The organism is Stenotrophomonas sp. RG-453 (assembly GCF_033843685.1).
GTDB lineage: Bacteria > Pseudomonadota > Gammaproteobacteria > Xanthomonadales > Xanthomonadaceae > Stenotrophomonas > Stenotrophomonas bentonitica_A.
On sequence record NZ_JAMYED010000010.1, the window covers coordinates 81,318 to 99,805 of the forward strand.

The window sequence follows — 18,488 nt, forward strand, 5'->3', positions numbered from 1 at the left end:
ACCCTCATGACCGCAACAGCAGAACTGCGCGACATCACCGTGGCCGTGGTGCGCGAAAAAGAACAGCCTTTCACGATCGAGAAGGCGCGCATCCGTGGGCCGCAGGACGATGAAGTGCTGGTGCGCGTAGTCGCCACCGGCCTGTGCCATACCGACCTGATCGTGCGCGACCAGTACTATCCCGTGCCGCTGCCGGCGGTGCTCGGCCATGAAGGTGCGGGCATCGTTGAAGCACTCGGCCCGGGCGTGAAAGATCTCAAGGTCGGTGACCATGTCGTGCTGACCTACGGCGCCTGCGGCCACTGCAATCCCTGCAGCGGCGGCCACGGCGCGTACTGCAAGGACTTCTTCGGCCTGAACTTCGGCGGCGGTGCACTGGACGGTTCCACCGCCATCCAGGATCCGGACGGCAAGCCGCTGCACGATCATTTCTTCGCACAGTCTTCGTTCGCCACCTACGCACTGAGCCGCGAAAACAACGCGATCAAGGTGCCTGACGATGCGCCGATCGAACTGCTCGGCCCGCTCGGCTGCGGCATCCAGACCGGTGCCGGTGCCGTGATCAACTCGCTCAAGGTCACCGCCGGCAGCAGCTTCGCCAGCTTCGGTGCCGGCGCGGTCGGCCTGAGCGCGGTGATGGCCGCGCGCGTGGCCGGTGCGACCACGATCATCGCCATCGATGTGGTGCCGTCGCGCCTGGAACTGGCCAAGGAACTCGGCGCCACCCATGTGATAAACAGCCGCGAGGTCGACGTCGTCGACGCCGTGCGCGAGATCACCGGCGGCGGGGCGAACTTCGCCCTGGAATCCACCGGGCGCCCGGACGTGCTGGCACAGGGCATCGAGGCGCTTGGGGGGCTGGGCGTGATCGGCGTGGTGGGTGCTCCGAAGCTGGGCACCAAGGCCGAGTTCGACGTCAACAACCTGCTGCTGGGCGGGCGCAGCATCCGCGGCATCGTTGAAGGCGACAGCGTGCCGAAGGTGTTCATCCCGCAGCTGGTGCAGCTGTACCAGCAGGGCCGCTTCCCGTTCGACAAACTGGTGAAGCTCTACCCGCTGGACCAGATCAACCAGGCCGCCGAGGACAGCACCCGCGGCGTGACCCTCAAGCCGATCCTGACCATCGGCGGGTGAAACGCTCCGTCGCAGGCATGCGTGCCTGCGACGACGCAGCAGTCAGCTTTGCCGGAGTAGCCTGTCGGTCCGAGGTGGAGATCGACCGATGGCCGCGATGGTTCTGGAACAGCAGCAGGTATTGGCCGCCGCCCGTCAGCGCTTTGCCGAGGGCGGCGCGCTGATGGACAGCGTGGTCAGCCCGCCGGTACTGCGCTCCTGGGAGCGTTCGCGCCAGGCCGGCGTACAGCCGCGGCAGGCGCCGTACTACGCGCCCCTTGCCGCGGGCGCCACCCGCCTGGACGACCCGGCCGACCGCCGCCTCGCACGCTGTGTGCGCGAGGACATGGACCATCTCTGGGCCGCCTTCGGTGGCCGCCAATGGACCCTGTTCTGCGTCAACGCCGACGGCCTGGTCGTCGCCCAGCGCGAACATGGCCTGGCCGACGTGCCGGTGCTGCGCCCGATCCAGATCGGCCGCCGCCTGCGCGAGATCGACATCGGCACCACGGCACCGGCCTGCAGCCTGGCCGAAGACGCGCCCGCGCTTGTACGCGGCAACGAACACTACCTGGATCGCTTCGCCACCGTGTTCTGCCTGAGCGTGCCGCTGCACGGGCTGGATGGCGAAGTGCTGGGGGCCCTGGACATCACCGGCACCGGCGAGCGCGATGCCGAGCTGCTGCACGGCTACTTCCGCCAGGCCGCCCTTTCCGCCGAAAACCGGCTGATGCAGGACCACCGTCCCTGTCATCTGCTGGCCGTCCAGCACGACGCCCGCTGGCTGCACTCCCCCCTGCAGGGACTGTTGGCCATCGAAGAAGACGGACGCGTCCGCGCCGCCAACCGCGTGGCCCGCCGCCTGTTCGGACTCCCGCGCCGCGGGCCCTTGCCGATCCTCACCCTGCACGGCCTGTTTGCCGGCGCCAGCGCCCATCAGCGCCGCCGCCTCCTGCAGACCGGCCCGGCCCACCGGGTCCGCCTGGACGAAGACACGGCCGTGCATGTCCAGTACCTGCGCGGACCACTCGCACCGCATGCCAGCCGCAAGCTCGCCGCACAGCCCGTCAACGCCGCCAACGCCTCGCTGCGTGCGCAGAACACACAGCACGTCCGCGACGCCGTGGCCGCCCACCAGGGCAACGTCAGCGCCGCCGCGCGCCAGCTCGGCATCTCACGCACCACCCTGTACAAGCTGATTCGCGCGTAGTGACCCGCGCCCGGCGGTACACACGCCGGAAGCCGCATCTTTTCGATCTGCGCAACGAGGTTGCCGGCCAGCGGCCGGCACTACCGATGGGATATCGCCTGGTCGCCGGCAGGGGCGGGCACGACCGCTTTGCCCGCCCATCCGCCGACGCAGCACACCAGCAATGAATCGCCAGCGCTCTTCGCTACAGCCCTTCGGCCAAGATCAATCGCGGAAATTATCGAACTGCAGCGGAACCTCGAAGGTCTCCTTCCGCAGCAGCGCCATCGCATCCTGCAGATCATCGCGCTTCTTGCCCGTCACCCGCAGCTTGTCGCCATTGATCTGGCTGTCCACCTTCAACTTGGCCTCCTTGATCTTCGCCGCGATCTTCTTGGCCACCTTCTGCTCGATGCCCTGCTTGACCGTGATCTTCTGCCGCGCACCGGCCAGATTCGTCTCGATATCCCCGAACTCCAGGCACGCCGCATCGATCTTCCGCGCGATCAAGCGCTGGCGCAGGATGTCCGTCATCTGCTGCAACTGGAAATCGCTCGGCGCGGACTGGTTGATCACGCCGTCCTCCAGCACGAACTTGGCGTCCACCCCCTTGAAATCGAAGCGCGTGGACAACTCGCGGTTGGCCTGATCGACCGCGTTGGTCAGCTCGTGGGTGTCGACTTCGGAAACAACGTCAAAAGAGGGCATCGGAAAACTCCAGCGGGTGAATACCCCATTCTACCAACCCACCATGGACGGCCCGGCCAACCCGGCGATAATGGGTCATGAACACGCAACGCTCCCCCACCCGCGCCGTCGCCTGGATGCTCATGGCCGTGGCCTGCTTCTCGCTGATGGATGCCGGCATGAAGCAGCTGTCGGCCAGCTATCCCACCCTGCAGGTGACCTTCCTGCGCGGCGCGGCGTCGCTGCCGTTCGTGCTGGTCTGGGTGCTGGCCACGGCCGGCCCGCGCTCGCTGGTGCCCAGGCGCTGGGGCCTGCACCTGCTGCGCGGCGTGCTCGGCATGGCGATGATCGGCTGCTTCGTCTACGCGCTGCGCAGCCTGCCGCTGTCCACCGCCTACACCATCTACTTCGTCGCCCCGCTGCTGATCGCCGCGCTCTCGGTACCGCTGCTCGGCGAGCACGTCGGCCCGCGCCGCTGGATCGCCATCGGCATCGGCCTGATCGGCGTGCTGGTGGTGCTGCGCCCCGGCGTTGGCGGGATCATCTCCTTCCCCGGCCTGATGGTGCTGCTCGCGGCCACCGCCTATGCGCTGGCCGCGATCACGGTCAGCATGCTGACCCGGACCGATACCCCGCAGTCGATGGTGGTGTGGTTCCTGGTGATCATGGCCGTCGGCGCCGGCCTGCTCGCGATCCCGGACTGGCAGCCGCTGCAGTTGGGCCACGCGGCCCTGATCGCGGGCATGGGCCTGGCCGGGGCAGGGGGGCAGGTCGCCCTGACCCGGGCCTTCCAGCTGGGCGAAGCGTCGATGATCGCGCCGCTGGAATACACCGGGCTGGTCTGGGTGATCGGCTGGGACCTGTTGTTCTGGGGCGTGCTGCCCGACCAGGTGACCTGGCTGGGCGCAGCCATCATCGTGGCCTCGGGCCTGTACCTGCTTCACCGCGAGCGGGTCCGCCGGGTCGAGCCGCCCAGGCCGCTGGATCATCCCTGAGCCCGGCAGGCGCCCGCCAGGCCGACCGGATCACGTTCCCTTAGAACCAAACGGAATATCATTCCGCGCAACCGCACGGGCCAGGGCCGCCCCGCGCTGGTAGGCTGCACGCCCCCTCCCGTCGATGCCCCGGTTGACCGCGAAGTGATCGAGTTCCAGCGCCTGCACAAATCCTATGCCGTCGGCGGCCGCGCGATTGCCGCGCTGCAGCCGCTGGACCTGACCATCGAGGCCGGCGAAGTGTTCGGCATCATCGGCCATTCCGGCGCGGGCAAATCGACCCTGATCCGCCTGATCAACCGGCTGGAGGAACCCACCGGTGGCCGCCTGCTGATCAATGGCGAAGACGTCACCGCGCTCGACGCCGAGGGGTTGCGCGTGCTGCGCCGGAAGATCGGCATGATCTTCCAGCACTTCAACCTGCTGTCCTCGCGCACCGTGGCGGCCAATGTCGCCTTCCCGCTGGAGCTGGCCGGCACGCCGCGCGCGGAGATCGACGCACGCGTGGACGAACTGCTGCACACGGTCGGCCTGGAAGCGCACGCCAACAAGTACCCGGCGCAGCTTTCCGGCGGCCAGAAGCAGCGCGTCGGCATCGCCCGCGCGCTGGCCACCCGCCCGCAGATCCTGCTGTGCGATGAGGCCACCAGCGCGCTGGACCCGCAGACCACCGCCTCGGTGCTCAAGCTGCTGGGCAGGATCAACCGCGAGCTGGGCCTGACCATCGTGCTGATCACCCACGAGATGGACGTGATCCGCCGTGTCTGCGACCGCGTCGCCGTACTCGATGCCGGCCACCTGGTCGAAACCGGCCCGGTCACCGAGGTGTTCCTGCACCCGCAGCACCCGACCACCCGCCGCTTCGTCAGCGAGTCCGAACAGGTCGACGAGGGCGAGCTGCACAAGGATTTCGAGGCGGTGGCCGGTCGCATCGTGCGCCTGACCTTCCTCGGCGCCGATACCTATGAACCGCTGCTGGGGCGCATCGCGCGCGAGACCGGCGTGGACTACAACATCCTGTCCGGCCGTATCGACCGGATCAAGGACACCCCGTATGGGCAGCTGACCGTGTCGCTGGTCGGGGGCGACGTACAGGCCGCCCAGGCGGGCTTCGTTGCCGCCGGTGTCCATCTTGAGGAGCTGCGCCGATGATCCTGGCCACCGCAGGCGGGTTCTTCCGCCACCTCGACGCCGGCAAATGGGCCGATATCGGCCAGGCCACGCTGGATACCCTGCTGATGCTCGGCGGCTCGCTGCCGCTGACGCTGCTGATCGGCCTGCCGCTGGGCGTGCTGCTGTTCCTGACCGGCTCGCCGCAGCTGCACCGCAAGCCGGTGCTGTACGGTTCGCTCGCGCTGCTGGTGAACCTGCTGCGCTCGGTGCCCTTCATCATCCTGATGATCGTGCTGATCCCGCTCACGCTGTGGATGATGGGCACCTCGCTGGGCGTCCGTGGCGCGATCGTGCCGCTGGTGATCGGCGCAGCGCCGTTCTATGCACGTCTGGTCGAGACCGCGCTGCGTGAAGTGGACCGCGGCGTGATCGAGGCGACCCAGGCGATGGGCGCCACCACCTGGCAGCTGGTCACCCGGGTGCTGCTGCCCGAAGCGCGGCCGGGCCTGATCGCCGGTGCCACCGTCACGGTGATTGCGCTGATCGGCTTCACCGCGATGGGCGGTGCGATCGGCTCGGGCGGCCTGGGCGACCTGGCGTTCCGCGATGGCTACCAGCGCTCGCACACCGACGTGGCCCTGGTCACCGTGGTGCTGCTGCTGGTGCTGGTGCAGATTCTGCAGATGATCGGCGACCGGCTGGTCTCGCACTACAGCCGGAAGTAACCGGTAGGTACCGACCGTTGGTCGGTACGCCATGCCCAGCGGCGACCGGGCATGGCCTCAGGTCGTGCCGCCCAAGGGAGTGCCGGGGCGGCAGCACGCGCTGATTCGATTGATCAGGTGATCGACCAACGCACCATTGCGTGACGGGGAGCTGTGTTATATTCCGTTTGGCGTAATACGCTGTGCGGAATGATTCAGTCCTTCCGATGCCGCCACACGCTCGCGCTGTTTGCGGGGCGATGCCCGCGCCAATTCCGTGCGTTCCAGTCACTGGCCGAGCGCAAGCTGCAGATGCTGGATGCTGCACAGACCCTGCAGTTCCTGCGCAGCCCGCCCGCAAATCGGCTCGAAGCGCTGTGCGGTGATCGACGCGGGCAACACAGCATCCGCATCAACGCGCAGTGGCGGTTGTGTTTTGTCTGGACCGACAACGGTCCGCGTGATGTCGAGATCGTCGATTACCACTGAGGTGCCATCCATGAGCCGCCCCATCAACAACCTCAGGGCCGTCCATCCGGGCGAAATCCTGCGCGAGGAGTTTCTGCTGCCGTTGCAGCTGAGCATTACTGCGCTGGCACGGGCCTTGGATGTGCCGCCGACGCGATTGCACGCCATCGTGCATGAAACCCGTGGCGTAACGGCCGATACCGCAGTGCGCCTGGCGCGTCATTTCGGCGGGGACGCCGCGTCGTGGCTGGCCCTCCAGGCCGAGTACGATCTGAAGACGCTGCCGACCCGTCAGGAAATCGAGCGCAGGGTGCAGCCGCGCGAGGCGGCCTGAGCGCCGCCCTTACCGGACGTTCGGCACTTCAAAGCCCAGCCGGTCCACCTGCTCGGGGTGCTGCGGCACGCGCTTGAGCTTGTCGGTGTTGACCCCGTAATCGTCACGCAGGCGGGTGGCGAGCTCTTTGTAGAGCTCCTTGTCCATGTCCGGCTGGCGCGCGAAGATCCAGGCCATCTCGCGGCCCGGGTAACCCAGCATCGCCCACGAATAGTCCGGCGCGACTTCCAGCACGCGGGTGTGGGTCGGCACGATCTTGTAGAACCAGGTGCGCCAGTTGTGGTTGCCGCTCTTCTCGTCCACCGAGGCGCGGACGGTCAGTTCCTGCTGCGGTTCGGAGAAGCCGTCGCGGTAGCGGTATCTGATCGACACCTTCTGGTCTCCGCGCAGGCGGAACTCATTGACGCTGGCGACGTGGCCGCGCTCGATCGGGTTCGGCACGCGGCCGATCACGTACCAGGTGCCCATGAACCGCTGCAGGTCGATCGGCGCCGCGGCGCTGTCGACCGCGACCGGCGTCGGCGCGGGGTCCGGTTTGGTCTCATGACGGAACGCACAGGCTGACAGCAACGCCAGCGAGGAGACCAACAGGACAGCGCGAAGCGGGCGGTTCGAAGACATGCGGCGGGTGGCTCCAGTGGCTGGCAGGGGCATGGTGGGTGGGACAGCAGAGAACGTCAATGGCGGCGCGGCGGTTGCGTGACCGATTCATGCAGCCTCGGCGCCGGAGGTCCTTGCTGCCGCGGCCGACCGACAAGGTCGCAGCCGGTGAGATGGCCGCGCGGCAAGGTGACGCATCACTTTCGCACGGAGCTGTGTCATGACCCTGTCGTCTTCCCCGCGTTCGTCCGACCGTCCCGATCCGCGCGTGCTGCGCTGCGTCAGGCAGGCCGCCCTGGCCGGGGTCGCCCTGGTCCTGGTCTGGCCCGCCGCACGGGGCCACAGCGAGTGGGTCGGCTGGCTGCCGCTGTGGCTGGTCGGCATGCCCCTGGTGGCCTGGTGGAGCCTGCATCGCTTCCGCCTGCCGCTACCGGGCCTGCTCACCCGGACCGCCCGCCGCCGTCGTGGGCCGCAGGCGCGGCGCCGCGGTCGCCCGCTGCCGCGACCGGCCCGGCCTGACCTTCGACACGTGAGCCGCAGCCAGACGGTGTGATAGCGTCCCAAGGCTATGAATGCCTGGAGCTGCAATGTCACGATTCGCTTCCGCCTGCCTGGTGGCAGGTCTGATCTCCGCCAGCGCGGCGGGAACCGCCATGGCCGCTGACGCCCCCGCGGACAAGTACGCCTGGCTTGAAGATGTCACCGGCGACAAGCCGCTGGCCTGGGTCAAAGCGCAGAACGCCACGTCCGAAGGCCGCCTGGCCTCGACCCCGGCGTTCAAGCAGATGGAGACCAGCATCCGCGAGGTGCTCGATTCGGACGCCAAGATTCCCGGCGTACAGAAGATCGGCGATTACTACTACAACTTCTGGAAGGACAAGCAGCACGAGCGCGGCCTGTGGCGCCGCACCACGCTGGCCGAGTACCGCAAGGCCTCGCCGCAGTGGGAAACCGTGCTGGATCTGGATGCGCTGAACAAGGCCGAGGGCGAAAACTGGGTCTGGCACGGCGCCGACTGCCTGCGCCCGGACTATTCGCGCTGCCTGATCGCGCTCTCGCGCGGCGGCGCCGACGCCGACGTCACCCGCGAGTTCGACCTGGCCAACAAGGCCTGGATCAAGGACGGTTTCTTCCGCCCCGAGTCCAAAGGTGGCCTGAACTGGATCGACCGCGACACGGTCTTCGTCTACACCGATTTCGGCACCGGCACGATGACCACTTCCGGTTACCCGCGGGTGGCCAAGCTGTGGAAGCGTGGCACGCCGATGGCTTCGGCTTCGGTGGTCTATGAAGGCAAGCCCGATGACATGTACATCGCGGCCATGCACGACGATACCCCCGGTTACGAGCGCAACCTGGTCAGCCGAACGCTGGCCTTCTACAACAACGAGATCTTCCTGCGCGCCGACGACGGCACGCTGACCAGGATCGATGCGCCGAACTCGGCGGAGAAGGGCCTGCGCAAGCAGTGGCTTACCCTGGAGCTGCGCGAGCCGTGGACCGTGGGCGGCAAGACCTACGCCGCCGGCGCGCTGCTGGCCACCAGGCTGGACGATTACCTCGCCGGCAAGCGCGACTTCGACGTGCTGTTCGCACCGACCGACACCACCTCGCTGGCCGGCACCAGCTGGACGAAGAACCACCTGGTCCTGAACGTGCTGGACGACGTCAAGAGCCGCCTGAGCGTGCTGACCCCCACCGACAGTGGCTGGAAGACGAGTGCCTTCACCGGCTCGCCGTCGTTCGGCACCGTGGCTGTCAGCGCGGTGGATGCCGACGACAGCGATGCGGTGTGGATGACCGTCACCGATTACCTGACCCCGACCACCCTGGCCATCGCCGAGATCGGCAAGCAGCCTGAAGTGCTCAAGACCATGCCGGCGTTCTTCGATGCCGATGGCAAGGTGATCGAGCAGCACTTCGCCACCAGCAAGGACGGCACCCGCGTGCCGTACTTCGTGGTGCACCGCAAGGACATGAAGCTGGACGGTTCCAACCCGACCCTGCTGTACGGCTATGGCGGCTTCGAGATCTCGCTGACCCCGTCCTACTCCGGTGGCATGGGCCGCGCATGGCTGGAGAAGGGCGGCGTGTACGTGGTCGCCAACATCCGTGGCGGTGGCGAGTACGGCCCGCGCTGGCACCAGGCGGCGCTCAAGCAGAACCGGCACAAGGCCTATGAAGACATGGCCGCGGTCGCCCGCGACCTGGCCAGCCGCAAGATCACCTCGGCCAAGCACCTGGGCGTGCAGGGCGGCAGCAACGGCGGCCTGCTCACCGGCAACATGCTGACCCAGTACCCGGAACTGTTCGGGGCGGTGGTGATCCAGGTGCCACTGCTGGACATGAAGCGCTACAGCCACCTGCTGGCCGGCGCCTCGTGGATGGCCGAATACGGCAATCCGGACACGGCCGATTGGGAGTTCATCAAGACCTTCTCGCCGTACCACCTGTTCGATGCGAAGAAGACGTACCCGCCGGTGCTGTTCACCACCTCCACGCGCGATGACCGCGTGCATCCGGCACACGCCCGCAAGATGGCGGCCATGATGATCGACGCCGGCAAGGACGTGACCTACTACGAGAACATCGAAGGTGGCCACGGCGGCGCGGCGAACAACGCGCAGGCCGCGCACATGTCGGCTTTGGCCTACAGCTTCCTGTGGGAGCAGCTCTCCAAGTAAGCTCGGGTTGCTCGACGGCCAGGGGCAGTCGAGCAGCCGGCAGGGAGTGAGCCTGCCGCAGACGTTGTAGCCCCCTGGAGCGGACTCCGGGTGGTGGGGCGTCAGGTTGGCTCCACCCCATTTTCAGCGCCACGCAGCGATGCGTGGCGTTTTTTTTCAGGGGTCGCTCAACGCACCCACGTCTCCAGCCCACGCGCGATCCGCCGCACCGCCTCTTCCAGGCGTGGCACTTCCTGCGTGTAGGCCAGCCGCACGTGCGCGTTGGCGCGGTGGTGCCCGAAGTCCAGGCCCGGGGTGAACGCGACATGCTCGGTTTCCAGGAAATGCGCACAGAAGGCCTGCGCATCCCCGGTGAACGCACTCACGTCGGCGTAGAGATAGAACGCGCCTTCCGGTTCCACTTCGATCCGGAAGCCGAGCGCCCGCAGCGCCGGCAGCAGGTAATCGCGGCGCTCGCGGAATGCCGCGCGGCGCTGCTCGAAAATCGCGATCGACTCCGGCTCGAAACATGCCAGCGCCGCATGCTGGGCGATGCTGGAGGCGCTGATGTACAGATTCTGCGCCAGCTTCTCCAGCTCCTTCACCGCCTGCGGCGGCGCGACCAGCCAGCCCAGTCGCCAGCCGGTCATCCCGTAATACTTGGAGAAGCTGTTGAGCACGAAGGCGTCATCGTCGACCTGCAGCACGCTGGCCGCGTCCATCCCGTAGGTGAGGCCGTGGTAGATCTCATCCACCACCAGGTGCCCGCCGCGCGACTTCAGTGACTGCGACAGCGCGTCCAGCTGCGCAGCGGAAAGCACGGTTCCGGTCGGGTTGGCCGGAGAGGCGACCAGGGCGCCGACACTCTCGGCATTCCATTGCCGTGCCACCAGTTCCGGCGTGAGCTGGTACGCCGTTTCCGGGCCGACCGGTACCAGCTGCGCGGCCCCTTCCACCAGGCGCAGGAAGTGCCGGTTGCACGGGTAGCCCGGATCGGCCAGCAACCAGTGCTTGCCGGGATCGACCAGCAGGCTGCTGGCCAGCAGCAATGCGCCCGAGCCACCCGGGGTGACCAGGATCCGCTGGGGGTCGATCTGCACCTGGTAGCGATCCTGGTAGAACCCGGCAATCGCCTCGCGCAGCGCGGGCAGCCCGCGGGCGGCGGTATAGCGCGTGTGCCCGGCCGCCAGTGCCGCCTGGCCGGCGCGCACGATCGGGGCGGCGGTGGTGAAGTCCGGCTCGCCGATCTCCAGGTGGATCACATCGTGGCCGGCCTGCTCCAGCGCCTGCGCGCGGGCCAGCAGCGACATCACGTGGAAGGGTTCGATTTCCTGGCTGCGGCGGCTGTAGCCGGTGCCGGTCGGGGGCGTGCGGGAAGTGTCCATGGCCTGATGATAGGCGCAGTGACCAACGACAGGCTTGCTGCTGGCCCACCCGGCGGCACAGACTGCACGGACACGGACGCCATTGCATTCCCCCGCCAGGAGCCTTATCTCGTGAAACCCGCCCTTTGTTTACTGGTTGCCAGCCTCATGACCTCCAACGTGCACGCCGCCCCCGCGCTGACCCCGCCCGACGCCGAGAAGCACCCGCACACGGTGAAGGCTCCCTTTGGCGCGACCCGCAGCGATGATTACTACTGGCTGCGTGACGACAAGCGCGAAGACAGGAAAATGCTGGCGTACCTGAACGCGGAGAATGCCTATACCGACCAGGTCGTGGCGCCGCTCAAGCCGCTGGAAGACACGCTGTACAAGGAGATCGTCGCCCGCATCAAGCAGGACGATGCCAGCGTGCCCTCGCGTGACCGCGGCTACTGGTATTACACCCGCTTTGAAACCGGCAAGGACTACCCGATCCAGGCACGCCGCAAGGGCAGCATGGAGGCGCCGGAAGAAATCCTGCTCGACATCAACACGATGGCCGAGGGCAAGGGCTACTTCAACGTGGGCGATGCCGATGTCAGCCAGGACAACCATCTGCTGGCCTGGGCCGAAGATGATGTGGGCCGCCGCCAGTACGTGATCCGCTTCAAGGACCTGCGCACCGGTGAAGTGCTGCCGGACCGTATCGAGAACGTCTCGCCCAACGTGGTCTGGGCCGATGACAACCGCACCCTGTTCTACGTCGAGAACGATCCGGAGACGCTGCTCACCGTGCGCGTGAAAAAACACGTGCTGGGCACCCCGGCGAGCAGTGACGTGCTGGTCTACGAAGAGAAGGACGACAGCTTCTACATGGGCGTCGGCCGCACCCGCGATGATCGTTTCCTGACCATCGAACTGCACAGCACGGTCAGCTCGGAAACGCGCTACGCCCCGGCCGCCGATCCGCAGGCATTCAAGGTGCTGGCACCGCGTGCACGCGACGTGGAATACGACGCCGACCACTTCAACGGCCGCTGGGTGATCCGCACCAACGATGCTGATGCGAAGAACTTCAAGATCGTCACCGCACCCAGTGATGCCACCACGCGCAGCCAGTGGAAAGACTGGGTCGCGCACGATGATGCGGTGCTGATCGAAGGCTTCGAGCTGTTCGATGGCTTCACCGCGATCGCCGAGCGCTCCAATGGGCTGGAGCGCGTGCGCCTGCTGTTCCCGGATGGCCGCCAGGACTACGTCAAGGCCGACGAGCCGGCCTATTCGATGGGGCTGGCCGCCAACAGCGAACACGATACGCCGTGGCTGCGGTACGCCTACACCTCGCTGACCACCCCGACCACCACCTACGAGCTCAACACCGTCACCGGTGAGCGTCGCCAGCTCAAGCAGCAGCCGGTGATCGGCTATGACCCGTCGCAGTACACCACCGAGCGTGTATGGGTGACGGCCCGCGATGGCGTCAAGGTGCCGGTGTCGCTGGTCTACCGCAACGGTTTCAAGAAGGACGGCACCGGCGCGCTGTACCAGTACGCCTACGGCAGCTACGGCATGTCGATGGATCCGGGCTTCAACCAGACCGTGGTCAGCCTGCTGGATCGCGGCGTGGTGTATGCCATCGCCCACATCCGCGGCGGCCAGGAAATGGGCCGTGCGTGGTATGAGGACGGCAAGCTGCTCAAGAAGCAGAACACCTTCAACGATTTCGTCGATGTCACCCGTGAGCTGGTCCGCCAGGGCTATGCGGCCAAGGACCGCGTCGCCGGCTCCGGTGGCAGCGCCGGTGGCCTGCTGATGGGCGCGGTCGCCAACCAGGCACCGCAGGATTACCGCGTGATGGTCGCCCAGGTGCCGTTCGTGGATGTGGTCACCACCATGCTCGATGCCAGCATCCCGCTGACGACCAACGAGTACGACGAGTGGGGCAACCCCGAGCAGCGCGAGTACTACGACTACATGCTGAAGTACTCGCCGTACGACAACGTCGCCAAGCAGGCCTATCCGGCCCTGTATGTCGGCACCGGGCTGTGGGATTCGCAGGTGCAGTACTGGGAGCCGGCCAAGTGGGTGGCCAAGCTGCGCGATGACAACACCGGTCACTTCCCGATCGTTTTCCGCACCAACATGGAAGCCGGCCACGGTGGAAAGTCCGGCCGCTTCCAGCGCTATCACGAGCTGGCCGAGTCGTATGCGTTCGTGCTCGACCAGCTGGGCGTGACCCGGACCCCGTAATGGCAGCCGCCGGCCGCCGGCCGCCGAGGGACGACGATGGCTGCTGCCCGGCCAAGGATCGTCAACCGCTCCGGTAGTGCCGGCTGCTGGCCGGCACCGCCTGGGCCCAGCAGGAGGCGGGGCTGCCGGCCAGCGCCGGCACTGCCGGGGGGCTTCCAGGGGCGCGATTTCTGCGCGGCCTGTTCATCCAGCCAGCACCCAAGCGCCCAAAGTGCGCGGCTATACTCAGGGCATGAAGACATCCCCCCGTACCCTCATCTCCCTGACGCTGGCTGCCTCGGCGCTGCTGGTGCTGTCGGCCTGTGGCAACAAGGGCCCGCTGGTCCTGCCGCAGAAGCCGGTCCCGGTCGAAGAACAACTGGTCGAACCGGCCGCCGACGACGCCACGCCGCCGGCCGCCGATGCCGATACCGATTCCCCGGTGGTTCCCGATCCCGTTGAAGCCCCGGCGCTGAAGGCCAATGACGGGAATGAGTAAGGCAAGCACGTCCGCGGCGCTGCGTTTCACCAAGATGCATGGCGCCGGCAATGATTTCGTGGTGTTGGACCTGCGCGATGGCAGCGTACCGCCGGATGCCGCACTGGCCGCGCGCCTGGCCGATCGCCATACCGGCGTGGGTTGCGACCAGATCCTGACCATCGAACCGCCCAAGGCCGAGGGCTCGGTGGCCTCCTACCGGATCTGGAATGCCGACGGCAGCCGTTCGGAGCAGTGTGGCAACGGCGCGCGCTGCGTCGCTGCCTGGCTGGTGCGCGATGGTGCGGCCACTGGCACCACGTTCGCGATCGACAGCCCGGTCACCACGCACGCGGTTGAGCGCCTGGGTGAAGACCAGTACGCGGTGGCCATGGGCGTGCCGCGTTTCGAGCCGGAGAACGTGCCGCTGATCGGCTTCGCCCGCGCCCGCGAGGAGTATCTCTTGCCGCTGCAGGGGGACACGGTGCGTTTCGGCGCGGTGTCGATGGGCAATCCGCACGCGGTCATCGAAGTGGGCCTGGTCGATGCCGCCCCGGTCGAACGCCTGGGTCCGTTGCTGCAGCAGCACGCCTCGTTCCCGAAGTCGGTCAACGTCGGCTTCGTGCAGGTGCTCGGCCCGCAGCATGCGCGCCTGCGCGTGTACGAGCGCGGTGCCGGCGAAACCCTGGCGTGCGGCAGCGGCGCGTGCGCCGCGGCCGTGGTGATGATGCAGCGCGGTCGCCTGCAGCGCGATGCCACGATGTCGCTTCCGGGTGGCGATCTGCGCATCCGCTGGCCGGCCGATGATGCACAGATCGTGATGTCCGGACCCGCAGCCTTCGTCTTTGATGGAGAGTGGAACGCATGAGCGACACCGCCGAGAAAATCGGATCGCACGAAGTAGCCGCCTGGCTGCGCCGGCATCCGACCTTCCTGAAACAGTTCCCGGACCTGGCCCTGACCCTGGTGGTGCCGCGTGATGACGGTCCCACCGCGTCGCTGGCCAGCTACCAGCTGGAAGTGCTGCGCGACAAGAACCGTGAGCTGTCGCGGCGGCTGGCCGATCTGGCCGCCAATGCGCAGATCAACGAGCGCTTGGCGGTCCGCACGCACCAGCTCACCCTGGCACTGATGAAACAGGACTCGGCGGCCGATACCCTGCGGGCGATGGCCGCCTCGCTGGAAGAAGATTTTGCTGGCGATCTGGTCCGGCTGATCGTGCTGCACCCGGTTGCGGGGCTGGAGCAGGCGCCGTGGCTGCAGGTGATCGAGGAGAGCAGCCCGTTGCTGGGGGTGTTCCGCGATTGCCTGAAAGACGGCGAGCCGATCTGTGGCCGCCTGCAGCCGGAAAAAAATACCGTGCTGTACGCGGGGCGTGCCGAGGAAGTGCAGTCCAGCGCGCTGCTGCCGCTGCCGGGCGTCGGCCTGATCGCGGTGGGCAGCCACGACGGCAACCGGTTCTACCCCGGCATGGGCACGTTGTTCCTGCGCATGATGGGCGAGTCGCTGGTCGTGGCCCTGCAGCGTTTCCCGTCGCCCTGACATTCCCTTGAGCGGAGCCGTCGTGAGTACCGCGCAGGACTTCCTGTCGCATCTGCAGGTGGAGCGCCGCATGTCGGCGCACACGCTGGATGCCTATCGTCGCGACCTGGACGCCCTGGCGGCGTGGTCGGACGGGCAGGGCGCCATCATCGACACGCTCGACAGCGCGCAGCTGCGCCAGTTCATCGCGGCCGAACACCGGCGTGGCCTGTCGCCCACCTCGCTGCAGCGCCGGCTCTCGGCGTGCCGCAGCTTCTACGCGTGGCTGCTCAAGCACCATCGCATCGCGGCCAACCCGGCCACCGGCCTGAAAGCCCCCAAGGCGCCGCGCAAGCTGCCGCAGGTGCTCGATGCCGATGAAGCCGTGCAACTGGTCGAACTGCCCACCGATGCACCGCTCGGCCTGCGCGATCGCGCGCTGCTGGAGCTGTTCTATTCCTCCGGGCTGCGCCTGAGCGAGCTGTGCGCGCTGATCTGGCGCGACCTGGATTTCGATACCGGCCTGGTCAACGTGCTGGGCAAGGGCAACCGCGAGCGCCGGGTGCCGTTCGGCTCGCATGCACGCACCGCGCTGCAGGGCTGGCGGGCCGAGAGCGGCGGCGCGGCGACCGCGCCGGTGTTCCCCGGGCGCAAGGGCGGGCCGATCACCCAGCGCGCCGTGCAGATCCGCATCCGCCAACTGGCCCAGCGCCAGGGCCTGTTCAAGCACGTGCACCCGCACATGCTGCGGCACAGCTTCGCCAGCCACATCCTGGAATCCTCCGGTGATCTGCGCGGCGTGCAGGAGCTGCTCGGTCACGCCGACATCGCCACCACGCAGATCTACACCCACCTGGATTTCCAGCACCTGGCCAAGGTCTACGATGCGGCCCACCCGCGCGCCAAGCGGCGCAAGAGCGGCAACGAAAGCTGAATCGATCCGCTGCGGCATCCGGGCGCAGGGCAGGGCGGGTTGAAGCGTCGGGCAGAGACCCCACCTCAGTCTTTGTCACCCCGGAGGCTCCATGGACCCCAGTCAGAACCCCAACGTATTTCATGCCACCACCATCATCTCGGTGCGCCGCAATGGGCATGTCGCCGTCGCCGGCGATGGCCAGGTCACGCTTGGCCACACGGTGATGAAGGGCAACGCCCGCAAGGTGCGCCGCCTGGGTCGCGAGGGCCAGGTGCTGGCCGGTTTCGCCGGTGCCGCCGCCGATGCCTTCACCCTGTTCGAGCTGTTCGAGGCCAAGCTGGAAAAGCATGGCCAGCTGCAGCGCGCTGCGGTGGAACTGGCCAAGGATTGGCGCACCGAGCGCCGCCTGGGCAAGCTTGAGGCATTGCTCGCCGTCGCCGACAAGGACACCTCGCTGATCATCAGCGGCACCGGTGATGTGATCGAGCCTGAAGACGGCATCATCGCGATCGGGTCCGGTGGCTCCTACGCCCTGTCGGCCGCCCGCGCGCTGATGGCGCACACCGAACTGGATGCCCGCACGATCGCCACCGAGTCGATCAACATCGCCGGCGACATCTGCATCTACACCAATCGCAACGTGGTGGTCGAGGAACTGTAAGCATAGTGCCGGCCGCTGGCCGGCAACCTCGAAAAACCCAATTCATCCGTGAGCACACCCATGCCGCACAAGATTGAAGTTTCTTCCGCCACCATGACCCCGCGCGAAATCGTGCAGGAACTGGACCGGCACATCGTCGGCCAGCACGACGCCAAGCGTGCGGTCGCCATCGCGCTGCGCAACCGCTGGCGCCGCATGCAGCTGCCGACCGAGCTGCGCAACGAAGTGATGCCCAAGAACATCCTGATGATCGGCCCGACCGGCGTCGGCAAGACCGAGATCGCGCGTCGCCTGGCCACGCTGGCCAATGCACCGTTCGTCAAGGTCGAAGCGACCCGCTTCACCGAGGTCGGCTATGTCGGCAAGGATGTGGAGCAGATCATCCGCGACCTGGCCGACACCGCGGTCAAGCTGTACCGCGAGCAGGCCAAGGTGCGCGTGCGCACGCAGGCCGAAGAACGCGCCGAAGACCGCATCCTGGATGCGCTGCTGCCGCGCCGCAGCACCGGCATCGGCTTCGACGCCGAAGCCGCGCGCAATGAGCCGTCCGCGCAGGACAACGAGACCCGCATCAAGTTCCGCCGCATGCTGCGCAACGGTGAGCTGGACGAGCGAGAGATCGAGCTGGAAGTGTCGGCCAACGTGAGCATGGACATCATGACCCCGCCGGGCATGGAGGAAATGGGCCAGCAGCTGCGCCAGATGTTCTCCAGCATGGGCGGCGCGAAGGCGCAGAAGCGCACGCTGTCGATCAAGGCGGCGCGCCCGCTGCTGGTCGAGGAGGAGGCCGGCAAGCTGGTCAACGAAGACGACATCCGCAGCGCGGCGATCGAGGCCTGCGAGCAGCACGGCATCGTGTTCATCGACGAGATCGACAAGGTCGCCAAGCGCGGTGACAACGTCGGTGGTGGCGATGTGTCGCGCGAGGGTGTGCAGCGCGATCTGCTGCCGCTGGTGGAAGGCTCCAACGTCTCCACCAAGTACGGCACGATCAAGACCGACCACATCCTGTTCATCGCCTCCGGTGCGTTCCACCTGGCCAAGCCCAGCGATCTGATCCCGGAGCTGCAGGGTCGTTTCCCGATCCGCGTGGAGCTGGGTGCGCTGAGCAAGCAGGACTTCGTGCGCATCCTCACCGAGCCCAAGGCTGCGCTGACCAAGCAGTATGAAGCGCTGCTGCAGACCGAGGGCGTCTCGATGAAGTTCACCGTCGATGCGGTCGACCGCCTGGCCGAGATCGCGTTCCAGGTCAACGAGCGCCAGGAAAACATCGGCGCGCGCCGCCTGCACACCGTGCTGGAGCGCCTGCTGGATACGCTGAGCTATGAAGCGCCGGATCGCGATGGCGAGACCATCAGCATCGACCAGGCCTATGTCGATGCGCATCTGGGCGAGCTGGTGCAGGATCCTGACCTGAGCCGCTACATCCTGTAACGGCACGCAACGATCGGGT

Annotated in this window: 19 protein-coding genes; 16 read left to right on the forward strand and 3 right to left on the reverse strand. The window is 67.2% G+C overall.

Annotated elements, in window-relative coordinates; all coding sequences use genetic code 11:
- Positions 1-6 precede the first annotated feature (6 nt).
- Both NJD74_RS17850 and NJD74_RS17855 read left to right on the forward strand, forming a co-directional pair.
- The gene (locus tag NJD74_RS17850) at positions 7-1,134 is read left to right on the forward strand and encodes an NAD(P)-dependent alcohol dehydrogenase (protein ID WP_319624706.1); all 1,128 of its coding nucleotides are present in this window, start codon (positions 7-9) and stop codon (positions 1,132-1,134) included.
- A gap of 88 nt (positions 1,135-1,222) precedes the next feature.
- A complete protein-coding gene (locus tag NJD74_RS17855; RefSeq protein ID WP_102789381.1) occupies positions 1,223-2,323 on the forward strand; it encodes a helix-turn-helix domain-containing protein in 1,101 nt (366 codons plus the stop codon).
- A gap of 204 nt (positions 2,324-2,527) precedes the next feature.
- Here the strand turns inward: NJD74_RS17855 and NJD74_RS17860 are convergent, their stop codons facing one another.
- The gene (locus NJD74_RS17860; RefSeq protein WP_046273152.1) at positions 2,528-3,010 is read right to left on the reverse strand and encodes a YajQ family cyclic di-GMP-binding protein; all 483 of its coding nucleotides are present in this window, start codon (positions 3,008-3,010) and stop codon (positions 2,528-2,530) included.
- Between the two features lie 77 nt (positions 3,011-3,087).
- Between NJD74_RS17860 and NJD74_RS17865 the strand changes: the two genes are divergently transcribed.
- From NJD74_RS17865 to NJD74_RS17885, 5 genes are all read left to right on the forward strand, one after another.
- Positions 3,088-3,984: a DMT family transporter gene (locus NJD74_RS17865; RefSeq protein WP_019183662.1), complete on the forward strand. Its 897-nt coding sequence runs from the start codon at positions 3,088-3,090 to the stop codon at positions 3,982-3,984.
- Between the two features lie 144 nt (positions 3,985-4,128).
- On the forward strand, positions 4,129-5,136 hold the full coding sequence (locus tag NJD74_RS17870) for a methionine ABC transporter ATP-binding protein (RefSeq protein ID WP_019183663.1): 1,008 nt from the start codon (positions 4,129-4,131) through the stop codon (positions 5,134-5,136).
- The gene (locus tag NJD74_RS17875; RefSeq protein ID WP_019183664.1) at positions 5,133-5,822 is read left to right on the forward strand and encodes a methionine ABC transporter permease; all 690 of its coding nucleotides are present in this window, start codon (positions 5,133-5,135) and stop codon (positions 5,820-5,822) included. The genes NJD74_RS17870 and NJD74_RS17875 overlap by 4 nt, the downstream gene beginning before the upstream one ends.
- Positions 5,823-6,011: 189 nt before the next feature.
- Positions 6,012-6,290: a type II toxin-antitoxin system RelE/ParE family toxin gene (locus NJD74_RS17880; protein WP_070471909.1), complete on the forward strand. Its 279-nt coding sequence runs from the start codon at positions 6,012-6,014 to the stop codon at positions 6,288-6,290.
- A 10-nt stretch (positions 6,291-6,300) separates the two neighbouring features.
- The gene (locus tag NJD74_RS17885; RefSeq protein WP_019183666.1) at positions 6,301-6,603 is read left to right on the forward strand and encodes a HigA family addiction module antitoxin; all 303 of its coding nucleotides are present in this window, start codon (positions 6,301-6,303) and stop codon (positions 6,601-6,603) included.
- Positions 6,604-6,612: 9 nt separating this feature from the next.
- Here NJD74_RS17885 and NJD74_RS17890 read toward each other — a convergent pair whose 3' ends face one another.
- Complete coding sequence (locus NJD74_RS17890) at positions 6,613-7,224, reverse strand: lipocalin family protein (RefSeq protein WP_019183667.1); 612 nt, start codon at positions 7,222-7,224, stop codon at positions 6,613-6,615.
- Between the two features lie 205 nt (positions 7,225-7,429).
- Here NJD74_RS17890 and NJD74_RS17895 point away from each other — a divergent pair, with 205 nt between their 5' ends.
- Together NJD74_RS17895 and NJD74_RS17900 are read left to right on the forward strand one after the other, a co-directional pair.
- Entirely contained in the window at positions 7,430-7,756 is a 327-nt protein-coding gene (locus NJD74_RS17895; protein WP_083279926.1) for a hypothetical protein, read from the forward strand.
- A gap of 34 nt (positions 7,757-7,790) precedes the next feature.
- On the forward strand, positions 7,791-9,887 hold the full coding sequence (locus tag NJD74_RS17900; RefSeq protein ID WP_070471911.1) for a prolyl oligopeptidase family serine peptidase: 2,097 nt from the start codon (positions 7,791-7,793) through the stop codon (positions 9,885-9,887).
- Positions 9,888-10,054: 167 nt separating this feature from the next.
- On the opposite strand, the gene NJD74_RS17905 is transcribed toward NJD74_RS17900, so the two are convergent.
- Entirely contained in the window at positions 10,055-11,251 is a 1,197-nt protein-coding gene (locus NJD74_RS17905) for a pyridoxal phosphate-dependent aminotransferase (protein ID WP_019183670.1), read from the reverse strand.
- Positions 11,252-11,362: 111 nt separating this feature from the next.
- Between NJD74_RS17905 and NJD74_RS17910 the strand changes: the two genes are divergently transcribed.
- The 7 genes from NJD74_RS17910 (at position 11,363) to hslU (ending at position 18,469) form a co-directional block, all read left to right on the forward strand.
- Entirely contained in the window at positions 11,363-13,480 is a 2,118-nt protein-coding gene (locus NJD74_RS17910; protein WP_070471915.1) for a S9 family peptidase, read from the forward strand.
- Positions 13,481-13,712: 232 nt separating this feature from the next.
- On the forward strand, positions 13,713-13,958 hold the full coding sequence (locus NJD74_RS17915) for a lipoprotein (RefSeq protein WP_019183672.1): 246 nt from the start codon (positions 13,713-13,715) through the stop codon (positions 13,956-13,958).
- Positions 13,951-14,805: a diaminopimelate epimerase gene (dapF, locus tag NJD74_RS17920; protein ID WP_070471917.1), complete on the forward strand. Its 855-nt coding sequence runs from the start codon at positions 13,951-13,953 to the stop codon at positions 14,803-14,805. Before NJD74_RS17915 ends, dapF begins: the two co-directional genes overlap by 8 nt.
- Complete coding sequence (locus tag NJD74_RS17925) at positions 14,802-15,479, forward strand: DUF484 family protein (RefSeq protein WP_019183674.1); 678 nt, start codon at positions 14,802-14,804, stop codon at positions 15,477-15,479. The genes dapF and NJD74_RS17925 overlap by 4 nt, the downstream gene beginning before the upstream one ends.
- A gap of 22 nt (positions 15,480-15,501) precedes the next feature.
- Complete coding sequence (gene xerC / locus NJD74_RS17930) at positions 15,502-16,392, forward strand: tyrosine recombinase XerC (protein ID WP_019183675.1); 891 nt, start codon at positions 15,502-15,504, stop codon at positions 16,390-16,392.
- A gap of 91 nt (positions 16,393-16,483) precedes the next feature.
- Complete coding sequence (hslV, locus tag NJD74_RS17935) at positions 16,484-17,035, forward strand: ATP-dependent protease subunit HslV (protein WP_019183676.1); 552 nt, start codon at positions 16,484-16,486, stop codon at positions 17,033-17,035.
- A gap of 60 nt (positions 17,036-17,095) precedes the next feature.
- Positions 17,096-18,469, forward strand: a complete 1,374-nt coding sequence (gene hslU, locus NJD74_RS17940; protein ID WP_019183677.1) for an ATP-dependent protease ATPase subunit HslU — start codon at positions 17,096-17,098, stop codon at positions 18,467-18,469.
- The last annotated feature ends 19 nt before the right edge of the window (positions 18,470-18,488 follow it).

What these genes read in the sequence shown, in the direction of transcription:
- NJD74_RS17875 (WP_019183664.1), top strand. Translation starts at nt 5,133, where the DNA reads ATGATCCTGGCCACCGCAGGCGGGTTCTTCCGCCACCTCGACGCCGGC.
- NJD74_RS17885 (WP_019183666.1), top strand. Translation starts at nt 6,301, where the DNA reads ATGAGCCGCCCCATCAACAACCTCAGGGCCGTCCATCCGGGCGAAATC.
- dapF (WP_070471917.1), top strand. Translation starts at nt 13,951, where the DNA reads ATGAGTAAGGCAAGCACGTCCGCGGCGCTGCGTTTCACCAAGATGCAT.
- NJD74_RS17855 (WP_102789381.1), top strand. Translation starts at nt 1,223, where the DNA reads ATGGCCGCGATGGTTCTGGAACAGCAGCAGGTATTGGCCGCCGCCCGT.
- hslV (WP_019183676.1), top strand. Translation starts at nt 16,484, where the DNA reads ATGGACCCCAGTCAGAACCCCAACGTATTTCATGCCACCACCATCATC.
- NJD74_RS17865 (WP_019183662.1), top strand. Translation starts at nt 3,088, where the DNA reads ATGAACACGCAACGCTCCCCCACCCGCGCCGTCGCCTGGATGCTCATG.
- NJD74_RS17925 (WP_019183674.1), top strand. Translation starts at nt 14,802, where the DNA reads ATGAGCGACACCGCCGAGAAAATCGGATCGCACGAAGTAGCCGCCTGG.
- NJD74_RS17890 (WP_019183667.1), bottom strand. Translation starts at nt 7,224, where the DNA reads ATGTCTTCGAACCGCCCGCTTCGCGCTGTCCTGTTGGTCTCCTCGCTG.
- NJD74_RS17860 (WP_046273152.1), bottom strand. Translation starts at nt 3,010, where the DNA reads ATGCCCTCTTTTGACGTTGTTTCCGAAGTCGACACCCACGAGCTGACC.
- NJD74_RS17905 (WP_019183670.1), bottom strand. Translation starts at nt 11,251, where the DNA reads ATGGACACTTCCCGCACGCCCCCGACCGGCACCGGCTACAGCCGCCGC.
- NJD74_RS17850 (WP_319624706.1), top strand. Translation starts at nt 7, where the DNA reads ATGACCGCAACAGCAGAACTGCGCGACATCACCGTGGCCGTGGTGCGC.
- NJD74_RS17915 (WP_019183672.1), top strand. Translation starts at nt 13,713, where the DNA reads ATGAAGACATCCCCCCGTACCCTCATCTCCCTGACGCTGGCTGCCTCG.
- NJD74_RS17900 (WP_070471911.1), top strand. Translation starts at nt 7,791, where the DNA reads ATGTCACGATTCGCTTCCGCCTGCCTGGTGGCAGGTCTGATCTCCGCC.
- hslU (WP_019183677.1), top strand. Translation starts at nt 17,096, where the DNA reads ATGCCGCACAAGATTGAAGTTTCTTCCGCCACCATGACCCCGCGCGAA.
- NJD74_RS17880 (WP_070471909.1), top strand. Translation starts at nt 6,012, where the DNA reads ATGATTCAGTCCTTCCGATGCCGCCACACGCTCGCGCTGTTTGCGGGG.